Origin of the sequence: Streptomyces sp. NPDC007346, from assembly GCF_040703535.1 — a bacterium.
In the GTDB taxonomy this organism is placed as follows: Bacteria; Actinomycetota; Actinomycetes; order Streptomycetales; family Streptomycetaceae; genus Streptomyces.
Genome location: NZ_JBEYKR010000043.1, coordinates 1 through 15,698, shown reverse-complemented (window position 1 = coordinate 15,698; position 15,698 = coordinate 1). Strand labels below are relative to the sequence as shown.

The 15,698-nt window shown below is 71.5% G+C and carries 15 protein-coding genes; 5 read left to right on the top strand and 10 right to left on the bottom strand.

Going from position 1 to position 15,698, the window contains the following annotated elements:
• Positions 1 to 27 precede the first annotated feature (27 nt).
• From AB0917_RS14050 to AB0917_RS14040, 3 genes are all read right to left on the bottom strand, one after another.
• Complete coding sequence (locus AB0917_RS14050; protein ID WP_366819769.1) at positions 28 to 714, bottom strand: ScbR family autoregulator-binding transcription factor; 687 nt, start codon at positions 712 to 714, stop codon at positions 28 to 30.
• 171 nt (positions 715 to 885) lie between these two features.
• Positions 886 to 1,776 carry an NAD(P)H-binding protein gene (locus AB0917_RS14045; RefSeq protein WP_366819768.1) on the bottom strand — a complete coding sequence of 297 codons (891 nt, stop codon included), beginning with the start codon at positions 1,774 to 1,776 and terminating at the stop codon, positions 886 to 888.
• Positions 1,777 to 1,858: 82 nt separating this feature from the next.
• The gene (locus tag AB0917_RS14040; protein WP_366819767.1) at positions 1,859 to 2,728 is read right to left on the bottom strand and encodes a ScbA/BarX family gamma-butyrolactone biosynthesis protein; all 870 of its coding nucleotides are present in this window, start codon (positions 2,726 to 2,728) and stop codon (positions 1,859 to 1,861) included.
• 222 nt (positions 2,729 to 2,950) lie between these two features.
• Here AB0917_RS14040 and AB0917_RS14035 point away from each other — a divergent pair, with 222 nt between their 5' ends.
• Positions 2,951 to 3,589 (top strand): ScbR family autoregulator-binding transcription factor, encoded by a 639-nt coding sequence (locus tag AB0917_RS14035; RefSeq protein WP_366819765.1) that lies wholly within the window; start codon positions 2,951 to 2,953, stop codon positions 3,587 to 3,589.
• Positions 3,590 to 3,697: 108 nt separating this feature from the next.
• Here AB0917_RS14035 and AB0917_RS14030 read toward each other — a convergent pair whose 3' ends face one another.
• A complete protein-coding gene (locus AB0917_RS14030) occupies positions 3,698 to 4,309 on the bottom strand; it encodes a LysE/ArgO family amino acid transporter (protein ID WP_366819764.1) in 612 nt (203 codons plus the stop codon).
• Positions 4,310 to 4,375: 66 nt separating this feature from the next.
• Between AB0917_RS14030 and AB0917_RS14025 the strand changes: the two genes are divergently transcribed.
• From AB0917_RS14025 to istB, 4 genes are all read left to right on the top strand, one after another.
• Positions 4,376 to 5,290: a LysR family transcriptional regulator ArgP gene (locus tag AB0917_RS14025; protein ID WP_366819763.1), complete on the top strand. Its 915-nt coding sequence runs from the start codon at positions 4,376 to 4,378 to the stop codon at positions 5,288 to 5,290.
• 257 nt (positions 5,291 to 5,547) lie between these two features.
• Complete coding sequence (locus AB0917_RS14020; RefSeq protein WP_366819762.1) at positions 5,548 to 6,396, top strand: endo alpha-1,4 polygalactosaminidase; 849 nt, start codon at positions 5,548 to 5,550, stop codon at positions 6,394 to 6,396.
• 174 nt (positions 6,397 to 6,570) lie between these two features.
• Positions 6,571 to 8,214, top strand: coding sequence for an IS21 family transposase (gene istA, locus AB0917_RS14015; RefSeq protein ID WP_366819801.1), 1,644 nt, complete (start codon positions 6,571 to 6,573; stop codon positions 8,212 to 8,214).
• Positions 8,211 to 9,008: an IS21-like element helper ATPase IstB gene (gene istB / locus AB0917_RS14010; RefSeq protein WP_266357142.1), complete on the top strand. Its 798-nt coding sequence runs from the start codon at positions 8,211 to 8,213 to the stop codon at positions 9,006 to 9,008. The genes istA and istB overlap by 4 nt, the downstream gene beginning before the upstream one ends.
• Before the next feature lie 26 nt (positions 9,009 to 9,034).
• On the opposite strand, the gene AB0917_RS14005 is transcribed toward istB, so the two are convergent.
• The 6 genes from AB0917_RS14005 to AB0917_RS13980 form a co-directional block, all read right to left on the bottom strand.
• Positions 9,035 to 10,015: a hypothetical protein gene (locus tag AB0917_RS14005; RefSeq protein WP_366819761.1), complete on the bottom strand. Its 981-nt coding sequence runs from the start codon at positions 10,013 to 10,015 to the stop codon at positions 9,035 to 9,037.
• A gap of 208 nt (positions 10,016 to 10,223) precedes the next feature.
• The gene (locus AB0917_RS14000; RefSeq protein ID WP_366819760.1) at positions 10,224 to 11,045 is read right to left on the bottom strand and encodes a VOC family protein; all 822 of its coding nucleotides are present in this window, start codon (positions 11,043 to 11,045) and stop codon (positions 10,224 to 10,226) included.
• Positions 11,046 to 11,195: 150 nt separating this feature from the next.
• Positions 11,196 to 11,864: a lysophospholipid acyltransferase family protein gene (locus AB0917_RS13995; protein WP_366819759.1), complete on the bottom strand. Its 669-nt coding sequence runs from the start codon at positions 11,862 to 11,864 to the stop codon at positions 11,196 to 11,198.
• Between the two features lie 217 nt (positions 11,865 to 12,081).
• On the bottom strand, positions 12,082 to 13,683 hold the full coding sequence (locus AB0917_RS13990) for a glycoside hydrolase family 13 protein (RefSeq protein WP_366819758.1): 1,602 nt from the start codon (positions 13,681 to 13,683) through the stop codon (positions 12,082 to 12,084).
• Between the two features lie 177 nt (positions 13,684 to 13,860).
• On the bottom strand, positions 13,861 to 14,814 hold the full coding sequence (locus AB0917_RS13985) for a carbohydrate ABC transporter permease (protein ID WP_366819757.1): 954 nt from the start codon (positions 14,812 to 14,814) through the stop codon (positions 13,861 to 13,863).
• A 20-nt stretch (positions 14,815 to 14,834) separates the two neighbouring features.
• Positions 14,835 to 15,698, bottom strand: an 864-nt coding sequence (locus AB0917_RS13980) for a sugar ABC transporter permease (RefSeq protein WP_366819756.1), incomplete at its 5' end; no start/stop codon positions are given.

Below are 15,698 nucleotides of genomic sequence, written 5' to 3'. Positions count from 1 at the left end.
ACCGGACGGCGCGTGGGAGCCGACGGGTCAGATCGGGGCGGCCGTCCCCACCCCGTAGCTCTCGCGTTCGGCCCGGCCCGCGGCGACGGCCTCCGTCGCCGCGGCGGTCCCCGACGGGTCCAGGAGGGGCAGGGTCTCCGGGTCGGCCAGGCGGGGCAGGAGCAGCAGCCAGAAGCCGGTGAGCGTCCGTGTGGACAGCCACTTTGGGTCGTACCGTCCGAGCACCTCGAACCCGGTGGTCGCGGCCACCGTCGCGGCCGTGGCGTCCGTGCGGGAGACGCCCTCGGCGAGGGTTCCGCCGGCGGCCGCCTCGTCCAGCAACTCGCCTACGCAGCCCCGCCATTGCTCGGGCAGGCCGGGCTCTCCGCCCCTGTCCCCGTCGTAGCTGAGCCGGAATCCGGCCCGGGTCACCGGGTCGCGGCCGAGCAGGTCCACCAGGGCGTGCGAGGTGTCGACCAGGGCCTGAAGGGCCGTGTCCGTCCTGCGGCGGATGGAGCCGGACACCTCCCGCAGCGCGTGCGACGCCTCCGCGACCACGGCCTGGCCGACCGCGGCCTTGTTCTCGAAGTGGAAGTGCAGGGCGCCGGTGCTGACGCCCGCGCCGGAACTGATCAGTGCCAGGCGCGCCTGTCCGTACCCGTGCTGCTCGAACACGATCGCAGCGGAGCGGATCAAGGCCTGGCGGGTACGCGCGGCGCGCACCTGCTTGGTCACCGGGACCTCCGCCGTGGGGAGAAGCGAGTGGAAAGGGGCCCTGGGCCGTGAGCCACGAGGGCCGGGGGCTCTCCGCCGGAGCGGTGAAGCAGCATCATGGGGAATATCAAACCAACTTACCGGTTTGATTTCCAGGGGAACGTATGCGCGGACAGGTTCCGCGTCCGCCCGTCAGCCGCTGCCCGTCCCACCCGTCGGCTGCTGTCCGGCCCGGCCGACGGCGCCGAAGGACTCCGCGTGGTCGGCGGCCCAGGCGCGGTACGTCCTGGCCGGGCGGCCCGTCAGCTCCTCGACGGTGGGTACCACGGCCGCCTTGGCCCCCGCGCGCTGGCGCTCCGCGCTCTCCAGGAACGCCTCGGCCACCGGCCGCGGATACTTCGCGAGCAGCGCCTCGCGCGCCCGGTCCAGGGGCAGTTCCTCGAAGCGCAGCGGCCGGCCCAGCAGTGCGGAGAGGTGAGCCGTCTGCTCGCGCGCGGTGATCGCCTCCGGGCCCGACACCGCGTACGTCCGCCCCTCGTGGCCCGTGCCGGTGAGGGCTGCGACGGCCACCGCCGCGACATCCCGCGGATCGACACACGCGACCGGCGACCCGCCGTAGAGGGCCCGCACCACACCGTCCGAGGCGATGCCCCTCGCCCAGGAGAGCGTGTTGGACATGAGGGTCCTGGAGCGGACGAACGTCCAGGGCACCCCGGAGTCCCGGACGGCCTGCTCGTTGACGCGCTGGAGGCGGGTGATGAAGTCGTCCGCGCCCGGCTCCTCCACCGCCATCATCGACAGCTTCACGAGGTGGCGCACCCCCGCCGCCGCGGCCGCCGCGGAGACCCTCTCGTCATCGGGGTCCGTGGGGCTGTTCGTCACCAGGAACACCGCGTCGATCCCGCGCAGGGCCTTGTCGAGGGACTCGCGGTCCCCGTACTCCCCCGCCACGACGTCGACTTCGGGGCCGCGTACCGTCACGCGCTCCGGCCGCCTCGCCAGGATCCGCACCGGACCGGCGGCCGCCAGCAGGCCGACGACCTCACGACCCACCGCACCGGTGGCCCCTGTCACCAGAATCACGCCACGTACCCCTCACACACCGTCATCAGCCTGCCGTTCACCCGCACCACGCAGCTCGCGCCTCCCTCGGCCGACCGCGCCTTCAGCCCGCGCCCACCGGGCCCGACAGCACCGTGTCGAAGACCGGCTCGCCGTCCTGGTGGCCCGTCACCCGGATCCTCGCCCGGCCCGGCGCGACGCCCGGCAGGACCTCCGCGGCGATCACGCACGGACTGCCGAACTCCGCGTACCGGTGGAAGTGCGTACGCCCCTCCGCGGGGACGAAGCCGCCGTCCCCGGCGGCCAGGCACGCCGCCTGCCGCGCCGCCTCGAGCAGCAGCATCCCCGGCACGTGGTCGTTGGGCCGCTGGAAGAGCGTGGGGTGGCGGGTGTCCACCCGCAGCTGCCAGACCCCTTCGCGGCAGCTCTCCGAGAGCACCACGTCCTCCACCCGGTCACGGCCCGCCCGAGCGGCGTCGACCGGCACGGTCCGGGGTATCTCCACGCCTGGCTCCGCGGATCCGCCGCGCATCCGCTGGTAGACCCGCGGACTGGTGAACCTCGTCGCGCCCATGCCGGTCGCGACGAGCTGGCCGGCGCGGCGCACCACCCAGTCCACGCGGCCCTGCACCGGCAGCCCGCCACGCCACTTGAGCTCGGAGCAGGTCACCTCCACGTCGATCAAGGTGGGCAGGCCGCCCACGACCAGGTGGTCGGGGTGGGTCGCGTAGTCCAGGTCCGCCATCAGGAAGTGGTGGCCGACGGGGACTCCGTACCCGGCGTGGAAGGCCAGCATCGCCGCCTGCCGCATCGCCTCCGTCACCAGCAGCGGGTCATGGCGGTCCGCCCCCACCGGGGCGAAGAACGGATGGTCGTGCGGGAGCACCGCCTCCACGTGGAACCGGTCCGGGCCCAACCGCTCCCAGCTTCGCGGGAACGCGTCCTCCGGCCTGCTCCTGTGAACCAGTTCCATTCCCACCGGATGCACCACTCGGGCCTCCGAGCCCACGGCCGACGCCGCTACAGGATCGGTCAACACTGCTGCTTCGGGCATAACTCCCCCCAGGGGTCATGTGATGGGCGAGCCGTTCCTGCGGTGCGCACGCACTGATAAGATACAGACTAAGCGGTTTTTTTTCTATCCCCACCCCACGCCCGGCCGCACGACCGGCCCAGCCCGACGAAGGAGACAGGGATGGCCAAGCAGGACCGGGCGATCCGCACCCGTCAGGCAATTCTGATGGCAGCGGCCGAGACTTTCGAGAAGCACGGATACCAAGCCGCCACCATCACCGAGATACTGAAGATCGCCGGGGTCACGAAAGGCGCGCTCTACTTCCATTTCCCGTCCAAGGAAGAGCTCGCGCTCGGCGTGCTGGAGGCCCAGGAGCCGCCGCCGCCCGCCCCCGACCAGGTCCTCAAACTCCAGGAACTCGTGGACATGGGGATGCTGTTCAGCCACCGGCTCCACACCAGCCTCCTCGCCCGTGCAGGTGTCCGCCTCTCCATGGACCAGCAGGCCCAGGGTCTGGACCGGACCGGCCCCTTCCTCCGGTGGCAGCAGACCACCCACGATCTCCTCGCCCAAGCCAAGCAGAACGGCGAACTCCTCCCGCACGTCGACCCCACAGAGACCGCGGACCTCTACGTCGCGGCCTTCACGGGGATCCAGGCGGTCTCCCAGACCCTGAGCAACTACCGCGATCTGGAACAGCGCTACATCACACTCCAGCGGCACATCCTTCCCAGTGTCGCCACCCCCTCCATCCTCACCGCCCTCGACCTCAGCCCTCAGCGCACCACCCACCTCGCCCGGCTCATCCCCGCGTACTGAGAGCCCTCGGGCTTCCCGCGCGCCGAGCCCGCCGGCTCCCGTGACGCCTGCGCGCCCTGTCGGCTCCCACGCACGGGCCACCGGCGGCGCGCGAACGCCCGTGAACGGTCAGGCGGCCAGGGCCAGCCGGGTGCCGAGGCCGATCATCATCGCCGCGACGAGACCGTCCAGGACGCGCCACGACGACGGACGGGCGAGCACCCCGCTGAGCAGCCGGGCGCCGAAGCCCAGAGCGGCGAACCAGCACACGCTGGCGAGGATCGCCCCCAGAGCGAAGGTCCAGCGCAGCGGACCACGATCGGCGGCGACGGACCCGAGCAGGAACACCGTGTCGAGGTAGACGTGTGGGTTGAGCCAGGTCATCGCGAGGCAGGCGAGTACGGCGCCCCGCGTCGCCCCGGACGGCGCGCCCCGCGGATGCAGGGCCGAGGGGCGGAAGGCCCGGCGCGCGGCCAGGACGCCGTAGCCGATGAGGAACACACCGCCCAGCAGGGAGACCACGGTCAGCGCGGACGGCCAGGCCACGACGACGGCACCGACCCCGGCGACGCCGAGGGCGATGAGGACCGCGTCGGACAGGGCACAGATGGCGACCACCGCGAGGACGGCCTCCCGGCGGACGCCCTGGCGCAGAACCAGGGCGTTCTGGGCGCCGATGGCGACGATGAGGGAGAGGCCGGTGCCGAATCCGGCGGCCGCGGTGGTCAGAGCGTTGGTCATGACGCAGACGTTAGGGAGCCTCGGCATGCGTGTACAGCTAATGATTCTTACGTATCATTAGCTGTCATGATGTCGGAACTTCCGCTCGATCAGGTGCGGACCCTGCTGGCCGTCGTCGACGAAGGCACCTTCGACGCGGCGGCCGGCGCCCTGCACGTGACGCCGTCCGCGGTCAGCCAGCGGGTGAAGGCCCTGGAGCAGCGCACGGGACGGGTGCTGCTGACGCGGACGAAGCCGGTGCGGCCCACCGAGTCCGGCGAGGTCCTGGTGCGCTTCGCCCGCCAACTGGCCCGGCTGGAGCAGGACGCGCAGTCGGCCCTCGGGATGTCCGGCCCCGGCGAGCCGACCCGTCTGACGATCGCGGTGAACGCCGACTCCCTGGCGACCTGGTTCCTGCCCGCCCTCGGTCGCGTACCGGAGGAGCTGGGCATCTGTTACGAGCTGCGCCGGGAGGACCAGGACCATACCGCCGCGCTGCTCCGCGAGGGGCTGGTGATGGCGGCGGTGACCTCGTCGCCCGAGGCCGTGTCCGGTTGTTCGGTACGGGGTCTGGGCCGGATGCGCTACCTGCCGGTGGCGACCGCGGCCTTCGCCGGAAGGTGGCTCGGGCTGGGGACGGAGACCCCGTTGCCCGACCTGATCGCGGACGCGCCGGTGGTGGACTTCGACCGGCGCGACGACCTCCAGGACTCCTTCGTCCGCGCCCTGGGGTGCGGCCGGCGGGCAGGTGCGCGGCGCCATTTCGTACCCACGTCGGAGGGGTTCGTGGACGCCGTGGTGGCGGGAATGGGCTGGGGCATGCTGCCCGACGTCCAGGCGCGCCCGCTGCTGAGGGCCGGCCAGCTGGTCGCCCTCGCCCCGGACCGTCACGTCGACGTCCCCCTGTACTGGCAGCAGTGGAAGCTCGACTCACCGGCCCTCGCGACCGTGGCCGAGGCCGTGGTGGCGCAGGCCGCCGAGGCGCTCGACGGGGCCTCCTAGGATGACGGGTCTCCCCAGCCCGGCGCCCGGTCTCGTGCACACCGTACGGCCAGGGGCGGCGCGCACCGAGGAGGGCGGGCAGGTGAGCGTGGAGGCAGGCGCGGTGCGGGCAGGTAAGGGCGGAGGCGGGCGGGGTGCGGACAGGGCGCAGACGGGCAGGTGCGGGCGGGCAGGCAGGGGCTTGACGCTCTCGGTCCGCTCATGATCGGCCGTTCATGATGCGGGAACAGGTACGAAGATCACCCACAGGAGTCTCCATGTCCCAGCACGCCGTCACCCCGTTCCTCCGCCGCCGATCCACCCTCGCGGCCCTGGCCGGCGGGGTCGCCCTGACGGCCGGCGCATGGGCCATGCTGTCCGGCACCTTCGCGGCCGAACCCGCCCCCGAGGTCGTCCTCCCCCGGGCCGACGCCACCTTCGACTACCAGATCGGCGGGGCCTACACCCCGCCCGCCGGGGTCGAGGCGCTCTCGCGCGACCGGGGCGCGAGGCCGGTGCCCGGCCTGTACAACGTCTGCTACGTCAACGCCTTCCAGGCCCAGCCGGACGCCCTGGACTGGTGGCAGGGCAACCACCCGGATCTGCTGCTGCGCGACGGCAGCGGCGAGCCGGTCGACGACGAGGCCTGGGGCGAGGCGCTGCTCGACACCTCGACGGCGGCCAAGCGCACCCGGCTGGCGGAGATCGTCGGCGGCTGGATCGACGGCTGCGCGAAGTCCGGGTTCCAGGCGGTGGAGCCGGACAACCTCGACTCCTACGAGCGCTCAGGGGGCCGGCTCACCCGGGCGCACAACGCCGCGTTCGCCGAGCTGCTGGCCACGCGGGCGCACGCGGCGGGGCTGGCGATCGGCCAGAAGAACACCACCGACCTGCTGGAGAAGCGCGAGGCGATCGGCTTCGACTTCGCGGTCGCGGAGGAGTGCGGCCGCTACGGCGAGTGCGCCGACTACGCCACCGCGTACGGCAACAGGGTCTTCGTCGTCGAGTACACCGCCCGCGACTTCGACAAGGCCTGTTCCGCCGTGGGCGCCGAGGTCTCCGTGGTCCACCGGGACCTCGACGTCCGCCCCTCGGGGCAGCCGGGGTACGTCTTCCGCACCTGCTGATACGCCCCGGCGCTCTCCGGTGGCTTTAATCACGAGTCCTGACGTCAGTTGTTCACGAGTTTGGGAGACGCCTCGAACCACGGACGGGTGATGTTCACGAGTTTCGACGTCACCGGGGTACTTGCCAGGTCAGCATCGGAGTGCTCCTGGTGAAAGGCCCTGGTCATGCCGCAGATGTCGAAGGTCGAGCTGTACGCCGCGATCCGGCGTGACCACCGCGACGGCATGAAGATTCGTGAGATCTCGCGCAAGTACAACGTGTCGTGGCGGACGATCAGGAAGGCCGTGGACTCGGTCTGGCCGGAGCCGCGGAAGAAGCTCCCGCCGCGCGCGACCGCCCTGGACCCGTACAAGGCGGTAGTCGACGGGATCCTGAGGGCGGACCTGGACGCGCCGCGCAAGCAGCGGCACACGGTCACCCGGATATTCCACCGCCTGGTCGAGGAGCACAGTGCCGACGTCTCCTACCAGCAGGTCCGCCGCTACGTCGCCGACCGCAAGCCGCAGATCCTGGTGGAGTCGGGCAAGGCTCCGATCGAGGCGTTCGTCCCGCAGACGCACCAGCCCGGCATGGAGGCCGAGGTCGACTTCGGGGACGTGACGGTGCGGCTCGCCGGCGAGCTGGTGACCTGCTATCTGTTCTCCTTCCGCCTGTCGTATTCGGGCAAGGCCGTCCACCGCGTCTTCGCGTCCTGCGGGCAGGAGGCGTTCTTCGAGGGCCATGTCCACGCGCTGCGGACGTTGGGCGGGGTTCCGCGGAGCAAGGTCCGCTACGACAACCTGAAGGCGGCCGTCGCCCGGGTGCTGGGGCTGAGCCGGGCACGGGTGGAGGCCGACCGGTGGATCGCCTTCAGGTCGCACTTCGGGATCGAGAGTTTCTACTGCCGGCCCGGCATCGAGGGCGCCCACGAGAAGGGCGGCGTCGAGGGGCAGATTGGCTACTTCCGCCGCAACCACTTCGTGCCGGTGCCGGAGGTCGATTCGCTGGCGAAGCTGAACGAGCTGGTCGAGCAGTGGGACCGGCACGACGGGCGGCGCCGGATCGGGTCCAGGGCCCGGACGATCGACGAGTACTTCGAGGACGAGCGCCCTCGGCTGCTGCCGCTGCCGGAGGACCCGTTCGAGACGGGGCGGGTCTTCACCCCGCGGGTCGACCGCTACGGCCAGATCGCGGTCCGCACCAACCGCTACTCGGTGCCGGTGAGACTGATCGGCAAGCGCGTCCGGGTACTGCTGCACGCCTCCCACCTGGTGGTCTACGACAAGAACGTCGAGGTGGCCCGGCACGAGCGGCTGATCGCCAAGGGCGCCTGCCGGCTGGAGCTGGACCACTACCTGGAGGCCCTGGTCCGCAAGCCGGGCGCCTTCCCCGGCGCGACCGCACTCGACCAGGCCCGCTCCGCCGGGAAGTTCACCCCGGTCCACGACGCCTGGTGGGCCGCGGCGGTCAGGGCCCACGGCGACTCCGAGGGCACCCGGGCTCTGATCGAGGTACTGCTTCTGGGCCGCCACCTCGCGCACGAGCACATCGTCGCCGGCCTGGCCACAGCCCTTCGGGCCGGGGCCCTGACCGCGGACGCGGTCGCGCTGGAGGCCCGCAAGGCAGCCCAGGCCGAGGACGAACCCACCGCCCCCGACATCCCGGCACCGCGGCCGGCTACAGGGCCGGGAGCGGCGACCGTGACGTTCCTGCACGAGTGGCGGCTCGCGCATCTTCCGCTGGACACCAGGCCGCTGCCGTCGGTGTCGCACTACGACCAGTTGCTCCGACACCGCCGCGCCGGCGGCGGTGACCTGCGAGAGGGAGAAGCGCCATGACCCTGCCCCGCCAGCGGAACCTGACCGAGCAGGCCGCGACCACGGCCATCGACACCGCCTGCCGACTGCTGCGGTTGCCGTCGATCCGCAGCGAGTTCGCTGAGATCGCCGACCGGGCGGCGAAGGACCAGATGACCTATCGAGGGTTCCTCGCCGAGCTGCTGATGACGGAGTGCGACGACCGGGCCCGACGCCGCTCGGAGCGGCGGATCAAGGCCGCCGGGTTTCCCCGGGACAAGTCGCTGCGGGCCTTCGACTTCGACGCCAACCCGAACATCGACCCCGCCGTGGTCAACACTCTCGCCAGCTGCGAGTGGATCAAGAAGAGCCAGCCGCTCTGCCTGATCGGCGACTCAGGCACCGGCAAGTCCCACATGCTCATCGCCCTGGGCACCGAAGCCGCGATGCAGGGCTACCGCGTCCGCTACACCCTCGCCACGAAACTCGTGAACGAGCTGGTCGAGGCCGCCGACGAGAAGCAGCTGAACAAGACCATCGCCCGCTACGGCCGCGTCGACCTGCTCTGCATCGACGAACTCGGCTACATGGAACTCGACCGCCACGGCGCCGAGCTCCTCTTCCAGGTGTTGACCGAGCGCGAGGAGAAGAACAGCGTCGCCATCGCCTCCAACGAGTCCTTCGGCGGCTGGACCAAGACCTTCACCGACCCCCGCCTCTGCGCGGCCATCGTCGACCGCCTCACCTTCAACGGCACCATCATCGAAACCGGTACCGACTCCTATCGCCTCGCCAGCACCCGGGCACGGACCGAGGCACCTGCCAAGGCTGGCTGACTGCCGAAGGCCTTGATGGTCTTCCCCTAGAAGGGCGGAGGACCATCAGGTTGGCAGGGGACATCCGGCGTGAGCATTTCGTGGATGCAGCGGCGCAGCCCGCTGCCGTAGTAGTCGACCGGCTCGAGCCACGGCACCCGCTGGAACAGGTCGCTGCATCGGTCGGTACTCGGGTCGGTCAGGAGGGCTCGGAGCTCGTCGGGGACCGGGTCGCCGGACAGGCACAGCCAGGCGAGGCCGGCGCCGATGCGGATCTCGGGCGATCGGCCGGGATCCGACCACAGCTCCCGGGCCCACGACGGAGCGTTTTCATCCTGGTGTTCGCGGGCGAGCTGGGCGATGGCCAGGATCAAGCTCACGCGGACCACCGGATCGGCTTCCACCGCCAGCCTGCGGTGCAGGGTTGAGGAGACGCGCTGGATCTCGCTGGTCGCCGCCGCCAGGACGAAGGCGGTCGCGGAGCGGACATCGGGATCGGGGTCAGGGAGAAGAGGGAACAGAAGGTGCAGGTCGTCCGTGATGGCATCGCGAGCAGCCTGAATCGTCCAGTTCGTCGGACACATCGTGGTGCCCTCCGCCTCCAGCGGATCCTCGGCGACTTGGAGAAGACCTTCGCGTGTTCCGTCTCCGAAGTGCTGGCATCGCCCGATTTCGGCGACCAGGCGCAGGGTGTCCGCCCGGAGCCCGGGAAGCCCGGTGGCCGCGATCCGGAGCAGGAACGGTACTGCCAGGGCTCCCACCGCGATCGTGCTGCCCTGGTGGTGGAGGTGATTCCACAGTTCTCCCAAGGCCCGGCCGGCGGCTTCGGCGTCTGCGGAGGCGAGCGTCGCGAGGCGACCGGGAACCTCCTCGCCCGGTCCGTAGAAGTGCGGGAACCGCTGCCAGGGGATCTCGTCGTACTTGAACCCGTCCTTGACCTCCCGCGGGATCGCGCCCATGACCGTCCGCATGTCGGCATCCGTGCCTGCCCACGGCTCGGGCCACCTGGCCCAGCGCTCATCGTCCATGGTTTGGCCTTCCGGTTTACCGACACCATCCGAACCCCGGGAGTCTAACGACCGATGATCAAGAGCACGGTCCGCCGCTGCCGCACTCCGGCGGCACCACACCACGGTGACGTCATTTCTCGTGAGCATCTACAGCATTGAAGATCGCCAACTGCTGCCCAAACCACTGATCAAACGCTGCTACTTCACGTGAACGAAGCCACTCCGGTCACCCGGGGGATGCGGGTGACTCGGGGGATGCGGGTGACCGGCGGGCGCCGACCGTGAAGAGGGCGCCGCCGGGGTCGCTGATCATCGTCTCGGGTCCGTCGTCCGGGGAGACGGTCGGCGGGGCGGCCTCTCCGCCCGCCTTCCGTGCCGCCTCGGTGGCCGCCGTCAGGTCGTCGACCTGGAAGCGGACGTGCCACCGGGGGCGCAGCCGTGGGTCGGGGGAGCCCCCGTCGCCGCCGCCGCGCAGGGTGGCGACGGTGTTGTCGCCCTCGCGGACGACCACGGTGTCCTGCTGGTAGGCGTAGCCGACCTCGCAGCCGCCCGGTTCGAGGGGGTCCCAGCCGAAGACCTCGGCGTAGAAGATCGCGGCGTCGAAGGCGTGGCTCGTGCGCAGTTCGAGGGAGGCGGGCGCGCTGCCGCTCCCGATCGACCAGGGCAGGGTGCGGCCCTCCCAGAAGCCGAACCCGGCCCCCTCGCGGTCCGCGGCGACGGCTCCCCTGCCGGGGCCGAGCCGGATCGGTCCGACGGCGATCGTGCCGCCGCGTTCCCGTACGCGGGCGGCGGTGGCGTCCACGTCGGTGACGGCGAAGTAGGGGGTCCAGGTGGTGGCGGTGGGCAGGCCGGGCCCGATCCGGCCGATCCCGGCGACGGGCAGGCCGTCGGCGTGCGCGACGGTGAACCCCTCGCCCAGGGTGCCGGAGCGGAAGGTCCACCCGAGCACGGCCGAGTAGAAGTCCTGTGCGGCGCGCAGGTCCTGGGTCATGAGACTGACCCAGCAGGGAAAGCCGTGTGCGGGGGTGCTCCGCTCTGCCGCCGTCATCGGGATCCGTCTCGTCGCCGGAACAACATGCCTTACATACCTACGCCGCGCGGGTCGGCGGCGCCACCCGGGCGCGTACCCCGGGTCCGGCGGACGCGAACCTTTCGCCGGGGGTGTGCGCGTGCGACCTCGGCCGGCCCCATGGCGGGTTCACCGTACGGCGGGCGCCGCCGCGGGTTCGCCCAGGTGCCGGGCGGCCGTGCGCCAGGCGGTGGTGACGGCTTCGCGGGCGGTGGCGGTCGCCGCCTCGACGCCCTGGGGCAGGTGCACCGGCGCACCGAGGTGGACGTGGAGGCGGGGGCGGCGGGCCGGGGCGGTGAGGAAGCCCGCGATCTGCTTGGCGCCCGAGCCTGAGGTCACCCGGCGGGCACCGGCCTGGCCGAGGGGGACGACGGGCGCGCCCGACGCGTGGGCCAGGCGGGCGAGGCCGCTGCGGAAGCTCTCCGGCGGCGCCTCGGCCGCGTCCGTACGCAGCGGCAGCCGGCCCTCCCCGTAGAGGAGGACGTGGCGGCCCGCGCCGAGCGCGGCGGCGGCCGTGTCGAGGGCGTCGGCCGCCCGGTGGGTGTTGCGGTGTACGGGGACGTGACCGCCACGCTCCAGAAGCCGGCCGAGGACCGGGATGCGCCAGAGGCCGGCGGTGGCCAGGACGACCGGCTCGACGCCCAGGCGCAGCAGCGCGGCCAGGACGACGCCGGGGTCGGCCAGGGAGGTGTGGTTGGCGACGATGATGGAGCCGGGCGCCGGGGCGCCGGCGTCGTCGGATGTGACCGTGAGGCGGCCGAGGCAAGGGATGACGGCGGCTGCGACGCTGCTGAGCACGGCTCTCCTGTGGTCCGGTCGATGAGGTGACCTGCGCGGTCGTGATCATCGTCGCGGCGGCCGGGATCTCGGACCTGAGTTCGGATACTCAGTGGGAGTGGGCGGTCCTCCTGATCCGGTACGCGGCCCGGGGCGGAAGTGAGCTGCTGAGTCGCTCCCCCGGCCCTTGACGCCTTGGCGGTGCCAGGGGCCGGGGGGCTGTTCGTTTCGTACGGGGTCAGACCGCCAGCCACACCGCCGTGTCCCGGGGCAGCCGGCCGTCGTCGTCCAGGGGGCCGCTGGCCAGTAGTACGCGGGTGTGGGCCGGGAGTTCGGCGGGGGCTTCGGCCAGGTTGACCGCGCAGACCAGGGTGGCGCCGCGCGCGAGGACGAGGAGGTCTCGCTCCTCGCTGAGCCAGCGCAGCTGCCCGGTGTGCAGCTCGGGCAGGGAGCGCCGCAGCCGCAGGGCCTCGCGGTAGAGGGCCAGCATGGAGGCCGGGTCGGCGGCCTGGAGGTCGGCGGCGCGGGATGCCCAGTCGGCCGGGAGCGGCAGCCAGGGCTCCACGGTCGAGCCGAAGCCCGCGTACGGTTCGTCCGCCGCCCAGGGCAGCGGGGTGCGGCAGCCGTCGCGGCCGGGGGCCCGGCCCTGGGAGCGGAAGTACATCGGGTCCTGGATGCGGTCCAGCGGTACGTCGGCCTCCGGCAGGCCCAGCTCCTCGCCCTGGTAGAGGTAGACGGAGCCGGGCAGGGCGAGCGAGAGCAGCGCTGCCGCGCGGGCGCGGCGGGTGCCGAGTTCCGGGTCGCTGGGGACGCCGAACGCCTTGCTGGTGAAGGCGAAGCTGGTGTCCTCGCGGCCGTAGCGGGTGACGGTCCGGGTGATGTCGTGGTTGCAGAGGACCCAGGTGGCGGGGGCGCCGACCGGGGCGTGCTCGGCGAGGGTCTCGTCGATGGACCGGCGCAGCCGCTCGCCGTCCCAGGGGCAGCTGAGGAAGTTGAAGTTGAAGGCGGTGTGCAGTTCGTCGGGGCGCAGGTAGCGGGCGAAGCGCTCGGAGTCGGGGAGCCAGACCTCGCCGACGAAGATGCCGCCGAACTCGTCGGCGATGGCCCGCCAGCCACGGTAGATGTCGTGGAGTTCGTCCCGGTCGACGTACGGGTGGGGCCCCGGGTGTCCGGCGACGTCCGGCAGGGCGGGGTCCTTGGCGACGAGGGCGGCGGAGTCGATGCGGACACCGGCCACGCCCCGCTCGAACCAGAAGCGCAGGACGTCCTCGTGCTCCTGGCGTACGGCGGGGTGGGCCCAGTTGAGGTCGGGCTGTTCGGTGGCGAAGAGGTGCAGGTACCACTCGCCGTCCTCGACCCGGGTCCAGGGCACTCCCCCGAACTCGCTCTCCCAGTCGTTGGGCGGCAGTTCGCCGCTCTCGCCGCGGCCGGGGCGGAAGTGGAAGAGCTTGCGCTCCGGGCTGCCGGGGCCCGCGGCGAGCGCCGCCTGGAACCAGACGTGCTGGTCGGAGACGTGGTTGGGCACGATGTCGATGATGGTGCGGATGCCCGCCTGGCGGGCCTCGGCGATGAGTTTCTCGGCCTCGGCGAGGGTGCCGAAGGAGGGGTCGATGACCCGGTAGTCCGCGACGTCGTAGCCGCCGTCCGCCATCGGGGAGAGATACCAGGGCGTGAACCACAGGGCGTCGACGCCGAGTTCGGCCAGGTAGGGCAGCCGGGACCGCACACCCGTCAGATCGCCGGTGCCGTCGCCGTCGCCGTCGGCGAAGCTGCGGACGTAGACCTGGTAAATGACGGCCGAGCGCCACCAGTCGTCGGCGGCAAGCTGGCTGCCTTCCATAAGGCGGGTTCCTTTCGGACGGGCGCGGTCGCCGGCGGGGTGTGCCGGTCCGCGCAACAGGGAGGAGCTGGAGGTTCTGGCGCCGCCGCCCCGGAGCGGGGCGGGAAGCCGGGGACGGCGGCGGGTCGAAGGCGGGCGGTACGGCCGGCCAGGGGTGTCTTCGGTGCCGGCCGCCGGTCAGCCCTTCGTGCCGCCCGCGCTGATTCCGGCGATGATGTGCCGCTGGAAGACCAGGAACATCAGGACCATGGGGATGCTCGCGATGACCATGGCCCCGATCAGCACGGTCAGGGGCACGTTCTGGGAGAGCTGGACCAGGGCGACGCTGATCGGCTGTTTGTCGGTGTCGGAGAAGACCATCAGGGGCCAGAGGAAGTCCTGCCAGACGGCGACCAGCGCGAAGATCGAGACGACGCCGAGCACCGGCCGGGACAGGGGCAGCACGATGGACCAGAGCGTGCGGAGCTTGCCCGCCCCGTCGATCTCGGCGGCCTCCAGGACCTCCCGCGGTATCTGGTCGAAGAACCGCTTGAGCAGGTAGAGGTTGAAGGCGTTCGCGACGGCCGGCAGCCAGATGGCCAGCGGGTCGTTGAGCAGGTTGACGTGGATCAGCGGCATGTCCGCGATGGTCAGGTACTTCGGTACGACGAGGGCCTGGACCGGCACCATCAAAGTGGCGAGGATGCCGCCGAGGATCACCTTGCCGAAGGCGGGCTTCAGCTTGGACAGGGCGTAGGCGGCGGCCGTGCAGAAGATGATCTGCAACACCCAGGCGCCGGTCGCCTGGACCACCGTGTTCCACAGGTGGGTCGGCAGCCGCATCAGGTCCCAGGCGTCGGTGTAGCCGGTCACCCGCCACTGTTCGGGGACGAGGGTGGGCGGGGTGCGCACCACTTCCTCGGGCGGCTTCATCGCGCCCGTGACCATCCAGTAGACGGGGAAGAGGAACGCGAAGGCGAAGAGGAGGACGACGAGGGCGAACACCGACCAGTACGTGACCTTGCCGCGCCGTCCGGCGAGCGCGAGCGGGGAGACGATGGTGCGTACGGCCCTCTCGGCCGGTGCGTCCGCGGGCCGCTTGGCGAGCGTGGCGGGCGGCTGCTGTACCGGGGGCGGAGCTGTCTGGGTCATGAGTGGCGGCCGCTCCTTACTCAGTCGGTGCGGGTGAGTCGCAGATACAGGGCGGAGAAGGCGCTGAGCACCAGCAGGAGCATCACGCTGAGGGCGGACGCGCCGCCGAAGTCGTTGTAGAGGAAGGCGTACTTGTAGATCAGGTAGAGAACGGTGACGGTGGAGTTCTCCGGCCCGCCTCCGGTGATGACGAAGGGTTCGGTGAACACCTGCATCGTCGCGATGACCTGGAGCAGCATCAGCATCAGGATGATGAAGCGGGTCTGCGGGATCGTGACGTGCCGGACGCGCTGCCAGATGGACGCGCCGTCCAGCTCGGCCGCCTCGTACAGCTCACCGGGGATGCCCTGGAGCGCGGCGAGGTAGATGAGGACGGTGCCGCCCATGTTGGCCCAGGTGGCGACGATGACCAGGGAGACGAGGGCGGTGTCGGCGCCGTTGGTCCAGTTCGACGTCGGCAGGTGGAAGAAGCCGAGGACCTCGTTGGCGAGGCCCGCGCCCGGATCGTAGAACCACTTCCACAGCAGGGCGCTGACCACCGGCGGGATCATCACCGGCAGGTAGACGACGACCCGGAAGAACGCCTTGGAGTGGCGCAGTTCGTTGAGGACCAGGGCCATGACGAACGGGATGGCGAAGCCGATGACCAGGGCGAGCACGGTGAAGGTGAGCGTGTTGCGCCAGGCCGCCGTGAACTCGGGGTCCTGGAAGACCCGGGTGAAGTTGGCGGTGCCCACCCACTGGGGGTCGGAGCCGGGCGTGTACTTCTGGAACGCGATGATCACCGACCGGACGGCCGGGTACCAGGAGAAGAGGATGAAGCAGAGCAGTCCGCCGGTCAGGAAGGCGTAGGCGGTGGCCTGGTCGGCGATCTTCCGGCGCAG

Excerpts from the sequence above, each read along its gene's own strand:
- AB0917_RS14040 (WP_366819767.1), bottom strand. The coding sequence starts at position 2,728 with ATGGAACTGGTTCACAGGAGCAGGCCGGAGGACGCGTTCCCGCGAAGC.
- AB0917_RS14035 (WP_366819765.1), top strand. The coding sequence starts at position 2,951 with ATGGCCAAGCAGGACCGGGCGATCCGCACCCGTCAGGCAATTCTGATG.
- AB0917_RS14030 (WP_366819764.1), bottom strand. The coding sequence starts at position 4,309 with ATGACCAACGCTCTGACCACCGCGGCCGCCGGATTCGGCACCGGCCTC.
- AB0917_RS14025 (WP_366819763.1), top strand. The coding sequence starts at position 4,376 with ATGATGTCGGAACTTCCGCTCGATCAGGTGCGGACCCTGCTGGCCGTC.
- AB0917_RS14020 (WP_366819762.1), top strand. The coding sequence starts at position 5,548 with ATGTCCCAGCACGCCGTCACCCCGTTCCTCCGCCGCCGATCCACCCTC.
- istA (WP_366819801.1), top strand. The coding sequence starts at position 6,571 with ATGTCGAAGGTCGAGCTGTACGCCGCGATCCGGCGTGACCACCGCGAC.
- istB (WP_266357142.1), top strand. The coding sequence starts at position 8,211 with ATGACCCTGCCCCGCCAGCGGAACCTGACCGAGCAGGCCGCGACCACG.
- AB0917_RS14005 (WP_366819761.1), bottom strand. The coding sequence starts at position 10,015 with ATGGACGATGAGCGCTGGGCCAGGTGGCCCGAGCCGTGGGCAGGCACG.
- AB0917_RS14000 (WP_366819760.1), bottom strand. The coding sequence starts at position 11,045 with ATGACGGCGGCAGAGCGGAGCACCCCCGCACACGGCTTTCCCTGCTGG.
- AB0917_RS13990 (WP_366819758.1), bottom strand. The coding sequence starts at position 13,683 with ATGGAAGGCAGCCAGCTTGCCGCCGACGACTGGTGGCGCTCGGCCGTC.
- AB0917_RS13985 (WP_366819757.1), bottom strand. The coding sequence starts at position 14,814 with ATGACCCAGACAGCTCCGCCCCCGGTACAGCAGCCGCCCGCCACGCTC.